The following is an 11862-nucleotide window of genomic DNA, read 5'->3' on the forward strand; positions in this document are numbered from 1 at the left end:
GGGTCAGGGGCGTTCGAGCGTACGCATCGACATGGTCGGGGCGTCGGCCATCACCGACGTCGGGTTGGTCACCCCGCCGGTGGCCCAGATCCGAGACCGTCCGATGTGTACGCCCGGGTAGAGCTCGACGACGTCGGTGGCGTGCAGCGGGCGGGCCTGCCGTTTGATAGTGCGCCGCTCGTCGTCGTCGGGCGAGCCACCGGGCCGCACGCCGGTGCCGTTGGTGCTGACGTCCTGCACCACCAGGTCCTTGCCGTGCAGCTCGAACCGTACGTGGCTGCGGCTGATCCACCGGCGGGCCTCTTCGCTGAGCCACTGCCCGAGCATGATCCCCTTGCCGCCTTCCGGGGCGCGGCCCACCACCATCGGATGGTCGGCGGAGACGACGAACCGTTGCCGGATCACCCCGTCGATCCGGATCGACAGCACCTCGGCCGGCGGACGCGGCCCGGTCTCGGTCAGCCGTTCCTCGTGGCGTGGGCAGGTCGGCTGGCCGGTCCGTAGCGTCGGCGGCGGCTGCCCACCGGGGCGGCCCACCCGCATCTGACCGAACAGCGCGCAGTCCGGGTCGGGGCAGTGCCACAGCCGGGCCAGCAATTGCGCGCCTGCGGGCGACGGATCGGCGGTGGTCGGCATGCTGCCGCCACCGGCCCGCGCCACCAGAGCCGGTCCGCCGTGGCCGGGCAGCGGGGCGAGGAGGCGGCCGGGCTGGCCGAGCCACTGGTAGCGCCCGCGCAGGCCTTCGAAGCGGTTGCGGCTGAGCACCGGCAGGCCGAGCAGTTCGGCGACCTCCAGCAGCCGGTCGGCCGGGTTGGCGAGCACCTCCACCAGGCCGTCGTCGGCCCAGCGGCGGGCGACCATCCGTTCGTTGGAGGTCAGGTCGGCGTCGGAGAGCAGGCCACGGTGCACGACGACGTACACCGGGACGTTTTCCTCGGCGACCTCGCGGCCGAGCGCGTCGACGAGCTGGCCGAGGCGCAGCATGTTGGCCGGTCGCCCGTTGTCGAAGTCGACGTAGCGCACCACCTCGGCGAGGTCGACGACGGCCCGTGCCGTCGCCGGATCGGTGCTCAACCGGCGCTCGATCGCGTCGAGTACCTTGCTGACCTCGAATCTCACCGTACGCCCCCCGGTTTCAGACCTGCGCCGCGATGATCTCGTCGATGCGGCGGGCCAACTCTATGTCGCGCTGGGTGGTTCCCCCGGCGGAGTGGGTGCTGCAGCGCAGCGTCAGCGTCCGCCAGCGGATGTCAATGTCCGGATGATGATCTCGCTCTTCGGCGGCCATCGCCACCCTGGTCACCACGGCGATCGCGTCGGGAAAGGTGGCGAACGTGACGGTACGGACGATTGCCGTCGAGTCACCGGACCAGTCGGTCAACCCGGCGAGCGCGGCCTGCACCTGTGCGGTGTCGAGCACCTCTGCCATGCCGCTGACCTTACCGGCTACCGTCGCCCGGTGATCAGATCGCGACAGCGCGCCGATCAGGTGGCGACCGGCCGGCGGGGCGGACGGTTCGCGCGGACGGGCTGGTTGCGGGTGCTGGCTAGGCTGGGCCGGCATCGATCAACCTTCCCCTTCGGCCCACTCCTTCCCGCTTCGACAAGGATGGATCCCTCATGCGCACTCGACGGCTGACGACGACGGGGCTCGGTGTCGTCGCCGCGCTCACGCTCGCGGTTTCCGGCTCCGGCTGCGGCGTCATCGCCGGTGCCGGCACCAGTTCACCTGACGTCCAGACCAGTCCGATCACCGGCAAGGCCACCGCCGAGGGCGACGTCAAGGGTGACGCCCGGGAGGCGCTGATCGCCGCGACCACCAAACTCAACGAGGACACCGTCCAGGTCGCCATGACGATGGCGATGGGCGCGAACGGCAGCATGGAGGCGACCGGCTCGCTCGACCCGGTCAACAAGCGGGCCCGCTACGAGATGTTCATGGGCGTCGGCTCCGAGCTGATGAAGATCAACATGATCATGCTGGAGCAGGATCTGTACATGCGGATCGCCGGCGACGAGATGGCCGAGATGAGCGACGTCTGGCTGCACGTCGACACCAGCAAGATCCCCGACGGCAGCGCCTTCGACATGATGCCCGACGGCGACCCGGCCGGCGCGGCCAACATGATCGAAGGCCTGGTGGACGTCGAGTGGACCAGCGACACCACCATGTCCGGCACGATAGATATGACCAAATCCTCCACCGCCGACCCGGAGATGCTCGACGCGCTCGGCGACCGGGCCACCGCCGTGCCGTTCACCGCCACCCTCGACGACGAGGGACGCCTCGTCGAACTGGTCGTCGACACCGCCAGCCTGGCACCGGGTATGGGCACGATCGAGGCCCGCTACTCCAACTTCGGTGCGCCGGTCAGCGTGGAAGCACCGACCGACGGCGAGATCATGCCGCTGCCGGACGCCATGCTGGGCATGCTCGAAGCCTGAGCCACAGCTGACCCGACCGCGCGACGTCGCGCGGTCGGGTCAGCGGAACTCAGCGCAGCGGCCGGCCGACGGCGTGCAGGTGGCGCAGCGCCTCGGCGTACGAGGCGATCAACCCGGTCTCGACGTACGGCAGGCCCTGCTCCCGGCAGTAGCCGCGCACGATCGGCTGGGCGTGCCGCAGATGCGGTCGGGGCATGCTCGGGAACAGGTGGTGCTCGATCTGGTAGTTGAGCCCGCCGAGCAGCACGTCGACGAACCAGCCACCCCGTACGTTGCGCGATGTCAGCACCTGCTTGCGTAGGAAGTCCAGGTTGTCCTCGGCGGTGAACGTCGGCATCCCCTTGTGGTTGGGCGCGAACGCGCACCCCATGTAGAGGCCCCACACGGCCAGATGCACGACGACGAACAGCACCGCCCGCGCCGGCGAGAGCACCGTGAAGATCAGACCGAGGTACGTGGCGGTGTGCGCGATCAGCAACGCGCCTTCCGCCGTCCGGTGCCGGACCGGTCCGTTGATCACCGACCGGACGCTGGTCACCCGCAGCGCCAGCCCTTCGAGCAGCAACAGCGGAAAGAACAGGTACGCCTGCCAGCGAGCCAGCCACCGGCCGGCGCCCCGGGTGGCGAGCGCCTGCTCCTCGGTCCAGACCAGCGCCCCGGCCCCGACGTCCGGATCCTCGTCGGTGTGGTTGGGGTTGGCGTGGTGGCGGGTGTGCTTGTCCATCCACCAGCCGTAGCTGAGCCCGACCGCCAGGTTGCCCAGCAACATGCCGGTGACCTCGCTGACCCGCCGGGTCCGGAACACCTGCCGGTGGCCGACGTCGTGGCCGAGGAAGGCGACCTGGGTTGTTGCCGCCGCCAGACCGACCGCCACCAGCAGCTGCCACCAGGAGTCACCGACGGCGGCGAACAGCGCCCAACCCGCCAGGTAGGCCCCGACCGTGAAGCAGATCCGGGCCACATACCAGCCGGTCCGCCGCTCCAGCAGACCAGCCTGGCTGATCCGGCGGGCCAGTTGGGCGAAGTCACTACCTCGGCTGTTGGGTGGGCGGGTGGGTGCGGCAACAGTCATCAAGGTCCGATCTTCCCGTCTGGTCGACCCCGGCCGTGGGACGGCGGCGGGCTTGCTGATCAAGTGTGCGTCGGGTCGTCGCGGCCGGTAAGCCAGCGCACCCCCAGACCGGGGGTAGGGCAGGCCATACCATCGGGGGCCGACGCGGCGTACGCCCGCCCTGGTCGTGGGGCTGACCCCGGCGTCAGCTCATCCGGCCGACGGCGCTGCGCAACCGGTGCACGTCACGTCGGCGACGCTCGTAGGTGACCGCCAGGGTGATCAGCGCGAGCCCGCCGACGGCCAGGAAGCTCCACCGGGGCAGCAGATCCCACACCGCCACCAGCTCCCGAACCGCCACCACCACCAGCACCGCGCCGCCGAGCACCACTGGCGCCTGCCGGCGGTAGGCCGCGCCGGCCAGCACCACCGCCACCGCACCGGCACCGAGCAGCAGCCGCCGGACCGGTTGCCCGTCGAGGACCAGCACCGAGCCGAGGCTGGGCAGCAGCGCGGCGGCCAGCCCGGGACCGTACCCGAGCCAGCTCGACCAGGTCGGGTGGGTGCGCAACGCCCACCAGCCGAGCGCCAGCGCGGCGAGGGCCGGCGGCAGGGTGTACGCCTCGGTCAGCGACACCTGTGCGGTGGTCAGCAGCAGCCACCAGGCACCGATCTCGGCGGCCAGCGCCGCGACACCGAGCACCCACGGCCGGTGCAGTAGCGACGGCCGGTGCCCGGCCGCGTCGGCCACAGCGGCGGCCGCAGGGGTCGTTTCAGTCGCACCGGTCGCGCCCGTCGCACCGGTCAGCTGGGCGGCCACGGCCCGCACGCCGAGCGCGACGCCCCACAGGGTGCAGACCGCCGCCGCGTGCCGGGCCGAGCCGATGGTCATCAGCAGCGCGGTCACCGCCGCCGCGTGCCCGGCCGCTTCCACCGCCACCGACTCGCCCCGACGCCCGGCCCGCGCCTGCGCCTGCGCCTGCGTCTGGACAGCGCCACGCGGCCCGGCGTACCGGATCAGCAGCGCCCCGACGGCGAGGGCGAGCGCCGCGACGGCGAGTACGGCGTACCCGGTGGTACGGGCCGGCAGGTCGGCGGCCCGGCCGCTGGACACCGCCAGTACGGTGCCGGCCGCGACCGCCGCGACCCAGCCGACGACCCGTACCGCCGCTCGTCGCCCGGCGACCCCGATCGCCGCCGCGACCGCGACCAGCAGCGCCAGCGCGGTCAACGTACTGGCCTGCACCGGCAGCGCACCGGCCAGCCCGGCGACGGTGAGCAGCACCCCGAGCGGCAGCGCCACCGGCACCACGGGCAGCACGGTGGCGGCACGGGCGGCGGCGACCAGCGCGGCGAGACCACCGAGCAGGGTGAGCGCCGGCACGATCGGCCACGGTGCCGAAGCGGCGGCCAGGGCGACCAGCAGGGTCAGCAGCCCGGTGGGAATCGCGGCCAGCGCCAGCCGGCGGGTCCGCGCCGGACTCGGCGGGGCGGCGACCGGACGCCACCAGGCGAGCGCCGCCGCACCGGCGGTCAGTACCGCCAGGGTGACCGCCGCCGAGGCCGGCACGGTCAGGGCGCCGGCCGGGCTGAGACCGACCCCGACCGGCACGCCGGTCCAGACGCCGTCGACCCAGGTGTACGGCCGCAGCAGCACCGCACCCAGCGCGGGCAGCACCGACGCCACGGCCGGCAGCGCCAGCAGGCCAGCGCCGCAGATCATCATCAGCCGCAGCCCCCACAGCGAACCCCGCTCGATCCGCAGCCCGGCCGCCGGCAGCGCCCCGCTGGTGGCCGGGTCGGGGGTGGCCGGGTCGGCGGCGGCCGGACCGGCGGTGGCCGGGTCTGCGGCGGACCGGTCGGCCTGCGGCTGGCGGACTCGCAGCAGACCGGTCGGGGTCGACAGCACCGCGACGACCACCACCAGCGCGGCCCAGGCGGCGTAGCCCCCGGCCGACTCCGCCGGCCCGAACCGCATGCCGGCCAGCGCCGGGGCGAAGCCCGCACCGACGGCGGCGAGGGTCGTCGCCGTCGCGGCGGGGACCAGATGGCCGGGCCACCAGCGGCGGACCGCGACCAGCGCGGCCGGCAGCACGGTGATCGCGGCCACGGCGGCGCGGGCGGGCCAGCCGGCCGGTACGTCGGCGGTGAACACGGCCAGCGCCACCACGACCGGCCAGCCGACCACGGCCACCGCCGCTCCGATTCCGCCGATGATCTCGTGATGGGCGCCGGCACCGGGCCGACTGCCGACCCGGCGGCCGATCGCCGCCACCGCCAGGCCTGCGGCGACGACGACCCCGACCATGGCGGTGGCGGCGATCGGCCGGCCGAGGCCGACCAGGACGGCGTGGCCGGTCAGCAGCACCGCGACCCCGGCACTGGGCAGCGCCTCCCGCAGGTGTGGTGCCCGCACCGCCCGTACGGCGAACGCGACGCCGGCGACGAGGCCGAGCACGCCGACCGTCCACCACGGCATCGGCACCGCCGCCGGTACGGCGAGCAGCAGCGCGGCCCAGCCGACGGTGAACAGGCCGGACCAGGCGATCCGGGGCATCAGCACCGCCAACGCGGTGCTGATCAGCAGCACCGACACCGGCAGCTGCCAGTCGGCGGGGATGGTCGGGGCACCGCCGCGAGTCGCGTCGCCGGCCTGCCACAACGGCCGGGCGGCCAGCACGCTGGTCACGGCGACGGCCGCCACCACGAGCAGCGTGATCAGCGCGTACACCCCGTTGACCAGGACCGCGCCCGCCCACGGGCCCAACCGTACGGTGGCCGGCAGCCGCCGCCGGGCCGCCGCACCGGCCAGGGCCAGGCCGAGCGCCACCAGCGCGGTGCAGAGGCCGGTCAGCGACGGCCACAGTTCGGTGCCGGCCCGTACGGCGGCCAGCCCGAGCGCGGGCGGTACGGCGGCCAGGCTGACGGCGACCAGTAGCCGGTTGCCGGTGGTCAGGGCGGCGACGAACGCCACGGCGACGACGGCGAGCAGCGGTACGCCGGCCAGCACCGGCAGTCGGGTGGGGTGCCCGAGCAGCAGGGCGACCAGGGCGGCGATCCCGGCGGCGGCCAGGGCCAGGCCGAACAGCGCCCAGCCAGCGATCCGCAGCACCCGCCAGGCGGGGGCGGCCAGCACGATCAGCGCCAGGTTGAGCGCGGCGACGCCGAGCAGGAACAGGGTCGTGCCGGCGGCGTCCGGGCGGGTGTCGACGGCGAGCAGCACCAGCACCGGCTGGGCGGCGGTCAGGGTGGCGAACCGGGCGGCGGCCAGGCCGGTGAGCTGGTGGTAGCCGGCGGCGACCAGTGCGGTGGCGGCGAAGGCGGCGGCCGCGTACCGGGCGGCGGGCAGGTCGCCCGCGCCGAACAGGTTGACGTAGCGGGCCGCGTACCCGTCGAGCAGCACCAGTAGCAGGCCGATCGCGGCGAACGTCTCGGCGGTGCCGCGCAGGCCGCGCCAGTTGGCCAGCGGCGGCAGGGCGAGCACGACGGCGGTGACGCCGGCCAGGATCGCGGCCCGGCCGCCGACCCCGACGGTGGTCCAGGCGACGGCGGTGAAGACGATCGCGGCGGTGCCGAGCAGCAGTCCGCCAAGGACGAACAAGACGTTCTGCACGGTACGGATGGACGCCTCCGGCCGCGTCCGAGGTACCGGCGGTACGGGTCCCGGCTGCCCGGCGACCGGCGGTACGGGTCCCGGCTGCCCGGCGACCGGCACCGGCACCGGCGGTACCGCAGCCGGCAGCGGTGCCCGTACCCCCGGCCGGGCGGATGCCCGTACCGCCGACTGCACCTGCGCCGCCAACTGGTGCCGGCGCTGGCCGACGGCGCGCAACTGCCCACTGAGCGCGAGCCACGCCTGGCGGGCCTGTTCGGTGCGGGCCGACAGCGCGGCGAGTTCGCCGTCGAGCCGGATCACTTCGGCGGCGATCGGGTCCGGGGCCCGCCCGCAGCCCGGACACGGGGCGGCGAGCGTGGCCCCGGCGCCACAGACCGGGCAGGGGTAGCGGGGCGCGACGGTGCTGCTCATGCCAGCATGATCACCCGGACGGCGGCGGCCGAGACAGAGTGCGGATACTCAGCTTCGATCGGCCGAACGGACCAGGTACCGGGCCGGGCGGCAGAGCCATCGACCGCTCAACACCGGGTACCGAGTCGGGCAGGTACCGGATTGTCCGGGTACCGGGGCGCCTGGGGTACCGGACCGGCTCGGTACCGGATTGTCCGGGTACCGGGGTCGGCCGGGTCAGGGCCGGGTCTGTTCGTGGACCCAGCGGGCGTAGTCGGGATTGCCGGCTTCGATGACGGCGACGAGAATTTCCGGTACGTCGTACGGGTGCGCGGTCCGCAGATAGGCGACCAGCGGATCGCTGCGGTCGATGGCCGTCTTGAACTGGACCGACCACTCCTTGGTCGTCTCCACCCGGCCGTCCCACCAATAGGTGCTGGCCAGTGGTCCACCGACCTGCGCGCAGGCGGCGAACCGTCCGGCGACCGCCGAGGCGGCCAGCACGTCCGCCACTGATCTGGCATCCACCACCGTCGTGACAATGGAGATTTGTTCCACGGGCGAACCCTACGCCGTGAAGGTGTCCGTGTGGTGCTGCTCGATCCACGCGTCGATCCGGGCCCACCAGTCGAACAGCCACTCGATGCGTTCGTCGCGGCCGGCCGGGATCTGCTCCGGCGGCACCGACCAGAATCGCATCACGATCCGCTTGTCCATCGGCAGTTCCCGCCACACGTCGGCGATGGTGAGCATCCGGTCCAGGCCGGTATGCGCCACGAAGATGACGCCGGCGTCCGGGGCGGCGTCGAGGGCCGCCAGCAGGCCGCCGGGGCGGGGCGCGAGCACGTGCCGCATGGCTTGCGCGCGGGCGGCCATGCCGTGCAGACCGAGCGCGTGCAACCGGTCGATGGCCCGGCTGCGCCGGCCCGGGGTGAAGTTGCCGCCCTCGGGGAAGATGACGAACGCGTCGTTGGCGTCGAGCCCGGTGGCCAGGTGCGTCACCTGGGCCTCGACCGACTCACCGCCGTTACGGCCGTCACCGCCGTCACCGCCGTCGCGGCCGGCACGGCCCGGCGCGATGAACCGGTTGGGCAGCCGGTTCAGCAACACGTCGATCGCCGGATCCCACTGCAGGGTGTCCTTGAGCACGATGCGCGGCTCCCGGTCGAACCAGTTGACCAGGCCGTGGATCAGGATGAACGAGTCACCCGGTCCGGCGTGCCGGCACACCACCAACTCGGGACGGCCGGGCAGCGCGGTGTCCGGGTCGGTGCCGACCACCTCGATACGCAGCCGCAGCGCCCAGCGGGCGTGCCAGAAGAAGAACGTCAGGAACCATCCGGTGAGGACGTAGTGCGCCCGTTGGAACGCCGGTGAGCGGATCTTCCAGCCGCAGCCCGACGACACCCACAGGGCGAACAGGGCGACCAGCGCCGCCGCGTCCCAAAGCAGGTAGACCAGGGCGAGCCAGAACAGGCGGAGCACCCGCAGCCGGCCGGGCACCAGCAGCGAGGCGGCGGCCACCAGGACCGTCCAGACCGGCAGGGTGGTCACCACCACGACGGCGAGCAGCAGTACGGCGGGTCCGAACAGGACTCGGCGTACCCACCGGGGTGGCAGTGGCATCAGCAGCCGGTCACGTTCGTCTTGAGGTACCGCCGCGACGCGGTGTAGGCGCGGCTGATCCGTCGACCGATCGCGGTCATGTCGCGGTAGGCCCAGGGTGTGTCATCGCGTGGCTCTCCCCCACCGGTCGGCAGCACGTGGACCTCCACATCGTCGGGCAGCGCCGCAAGTTCGCGGGCGAACCGGTGCCGGCGGGCGATCTCGAACGCGACCTGCGCCACCTCCCAGGGCCGGCGCGGTGGGCTGAGGGGCCGCTCGATCCGGCCGACCTGCAGGACGAAGACGCGCTTGGCGCCGGCCTCGACGGCCTTGCCGATCGGGATGGAGTTGACGATGCCGCCGTCGATGAAATGCTCGCCGTCGATCTCGGTCGGCGGCAGCAGGCCGGGCACCGCCGCCGACGCGAGCACGGCCGGCACCAGCGGTCCGGCGTCGAACCAGTGTTCGGCGGCCCGTTCGATGCTCGCCGCGCAGCACTGGAACGGTACGGTCAGGTCGGCGAAGGTCGCGGTGTCGGCGAGTTCGCGTTCGAGCAGCCGGCGCAGCGGGCGCGGCGAGTGCAGATGGGTACGGGCGGCGAACCGGCGCAGTTGGCGGGCCATCGAGTCGCCGTACACCTCGCTGGCCTCCGGGGAGGCCCAGAGCCGGACCAGTCGCAGGGTGACCGCTTCGGTCGGGTCGGCGGCGACCAGCACCCCGTTGACGGCGCCGATCGACGTGCCGATCACCAGGTCGGGTCGGATATCCGACCGAAACAGGGCGCGCAGCATGCCGACCTCGACGGCGCCGAGCACACCGCCGCCGCCGAGCACGAACGCCACCGGGCCGCTGACCATGGCGTCCATCCTGGCACGTCCGGCACGGTGGCTCGGATCACGTCGGCCCGGCCCGGCCCGCCGGGCTCATCTCCCGATAACGGGCGAACCGGTTGCTGCCCGGTATTAGCAGCTAATAATCAATTGACAGGTATGTCAGCTTAAATAATAAATGTTTACCTGTTTAACGTGCCGTTGACAGGACGTGCCAATTCGCGCAGCCTGATACGACCTCCACTCCCCAGGCAGGTGCGACAACGATGGCATCGCTGCACGCCGGCGAACTGCTCGCCCGCAGGTACCGTCTCATCGATCGGATCGGTGCCGGCGGCATGTCCGTCATCTGGCGTGCCCGCGACGAGGTGCTCGACCGGGTGGTCGCGATCAAGGTGCTCGCCGCCTCACTGGCCGCCGACGCCCGGTTCCGCAGCATGGTCCGGGAAGAAGCCCGGTCCGCCGCCCAACTGATCCACCCGCACGTGACCGCCGTACACGACTACGGCGAGGCGGTCGGCACGGACGGCACCGTCACCGCGTTCGTCGTCATGGAACTGCTCGCCGGCGAGGAACTCGACGCCCGGCTGACCGCCGGCCCGCTGCCCTGGCCCGAGGCGGTGGAAGTCTGCGCACAGGTGGCGGAGGCGCTCGCCGCCGCGCACCGGCTCGGCATCGTGCACCGCGACGTCACCCCGGCCAACATCATGATGACCGCGGTCGGTGCCAAGGTCCTCGACTTCGGCATCGCCACTCACGTCGGCGCACCCGACGAGGACGAAGAAGGCGAAACCTTCGGCACCCCCGCGTACGTGGCACCGGAACGCCTCGACGGGACACCCGCGCAGCCCGCCACGGACACCTACTCCCTCGGCGTCCTGCTCTACGAGACGCTGACCGGACGGGTCCCGTACCCGGCCGACACCTGGGAGGACCTGACCCGCGCGCTCGACCACGACATCCCGCCGTTGGCGGTACCCGGACTGCCGGCTCAGGTGGCCGAGATCTGCCTGCGGTGTCTGGCCCGTGACCCCCTCGACCGGCCGACCGCACACCAGGTCGCTGTGACGCTGCGCGACCAACTGCTGCCGGCCGATCCGCAGGCGGCCACGATGCTCTCCCCGACCATCACCCTGCCGACGGTACGCGCCGACCGGCCGGCCGCAGTGCCGGCCGGCAGACCCGCCGGGGTGGTCATGGCCACGGAACGGGCACCGGCGGCGAGCGCGCCGGCAGTGGCCGGCCCGCCCCCACCGACGGCCGAACCGGCAGCCGTACCGAGGGCCGAGCCACCCCACGTCGGGCGACCGCGGTGGCTGTCACCGACGACGGCCGTCCTCGGCACGCTCGGCGTGCTCGGCGCGGCGGTCGTCGTCGCCGTCCTGCTGGTGCAATCAGGCGACGACCACCCCGCGCCGCTGGCCGGACCGTCGTACAGCAGCGCCCCGGTCGCACCCACCGGCCCACCCGCCACGCCACCGCCGACCCCCTCGGCGCAACCGACGGTCGGCCCGACCACCGCCGCCCCGACCACGGCCGCCCCGACGACCGTGACCACGCCGGCCACCGTACCCACCGTCACCGAGGCGATCAGTCAACTCGGCCAGGTCATCGACGAGGGACTGGCCGAAGGCGCGATCCGCCGCGACGCCGGCCTCGACCTGCAGAATCTGGTCCGCAACCTGCGGGTGGCGCTGACCAGCGGATCCGTCGACATCGACAGCGAGGTGGACCACGTGCGGCAAAAGGTGGCGGTCCGGGCCAACGAGGGCGCGATCACCTACGCGTACGCGGCGGAGCTGGACTCCGCGCTCGACCAGCTGGCCGGTGCCGCGACCTGACCCGGCCGCCTGACCTGGTGGCTCAGCCTGACCTGGTGGCTCAGCCTGATCCGGCGCTAGCCTGGTCCGGTGCTCAGCCTGATT

9 protein-coding genes are annotated in these 11862 nt (G+C 73.1%); 2 read left to right on the forward strand and 7 right to left on the reverse strand.

Translation table 11 applies throughout. The annotated features are described in order from the left end of the window. Positions 1-3: 3 nt before the first annotated feature. Together O7632_RS26355 and O7632_RS26360 are read right to left on the reverse strand one after the other, a co-directional pair. Positions 4-1119 carry an FHA domain-containing protein gene (locus O7632_RS26355; RefSeq protein ID WP_278118124.1) on the reverse strand — a complete coding sequence of 372 codons (1116 nt, stop codon included), beginning with the start codon at positions 1117-1119 and terminating at the stop codon, positions 4-6. A 16-nt stretch (positions 1120-1135) separates the two neighbouring features. Beyond that, on the reverse strand, positions 1136-1429 hold the full coding sequence (locus O7632_RS26360) for a 4a-hydroxytetrahydrobiopterin dehydratase (RefSeq protein WP_278118126.1): 294 nt from the start codon (positions 1427-1429) through the stop codon (positions 1136-1138). Positions 1430-1620: 191 nt separating this feature from the next. Between O7632_RS26360 and O7632_RS26365 the strand changes: the two genes are divergently transcribed. After that, positions 1621-2445, forward strand: a complete 825-nt coding sequence (locus O7632_RS26365) for a hypothetical protein (protein ID WP_278118127.1) — start codon at positions 1621-1623, stop codon at positions 2443-2445. 49 nt (positions 2446-2494) lie between these two features. Here the strand turns inward: O7632_RS26365 and O7632_RS26370 are convergent, their stop codons facing one another. The 5 genes from O7632_RS26370 to O7632_RS26390 all read right to left on the reverse strand — a co-directional run bounded on the left by O7632_RS26370 (position 2495) and on the right by O7632_RS26390 (position 9964). Next, positions 2495-3517 (reverse strand): acyl-CoA desaturase, encoded by a 1023-nt coding sequence (locus tag O7632_RS26370; RefSeq protein WP_278118129.1) that lies wholly within the window; start codon positions 3515-3517, stop codon positions 2495-2497. A 184-nt stretch (positions 3518-3701) separates the two neighbouring features. Further along, positions 3702-7523, reverse strand: a complete 3822-nt coding sequence (locus tag O7632_RS26375) for a hypothetical protein (RefSeq protein WP_278118131.1) — start codon at positions 7521-7523, stop codon at positions 3702-3704. A 216-nt stretch (positions 7524-7739) separates the two neighbouring features. Continuing rightward, the gene (gene cutA, locus O7632_RS26380) at positions 7740-8060 is read right to left on the reverse strand and encodes a divalent-cation tolerance protein CutA (protein WP_278118133.1); all 321 of its coding nucleotides are present in this window, start codon (positions 8058-8060) and stop codon (positions 7740-7742) included. Between the two features lie 9 nt (positions 8061-8069). Beyond that, a complete protein-coding gene (locus tag O7632_RS26385) occupies positions 8070-9128 on the reverse strand; it encodes a 1-acyl-sn-glycerol-3-phosphate acyltransferase (protein WP_278118135.1) in 1059 nt (352 codons plus the stop codon). Further along, positions 9128-9964, reverse strand: coding sequence for a patatin-like phospholipase family protein (locus tag O7632_RS26390; protein WP_278120415.1), 837 nt, complete (start codon positions 9962-9964; stop codon positions 9128-9130). Before O7632_RS26390 ends, O7632_RS26385 begins: the two co-directional genes overlap by 1 nt. 239 nt (positions 9965-10203) lie before the next feature. Between O7632_RS26390 and O7632_RS26395 the strand changes: the two genes are divergently transcribed. Continuing rightward, positions 10204-11778: a serine/threonine-protein kinase gene (locus O7632_RS26395; protein ID WP_278118137.1), complete on the forward strand. Its 1575-nt coding sequence runs from the start codon at positions 10204-10206 to the stop codon at positions 11776-11778. Positions 11779-11862 lie beyond the last annotated feature (84 nt).

This window comes from Solwaraspora sp. WMMD406 (assembly GCF_029626025.1).
Taxonomy (GTDB): Bacteria; Actinomycetota; Actinomycetes; order Mycobacteriales; family Micromonosporaceae; genus Micromonospora_E.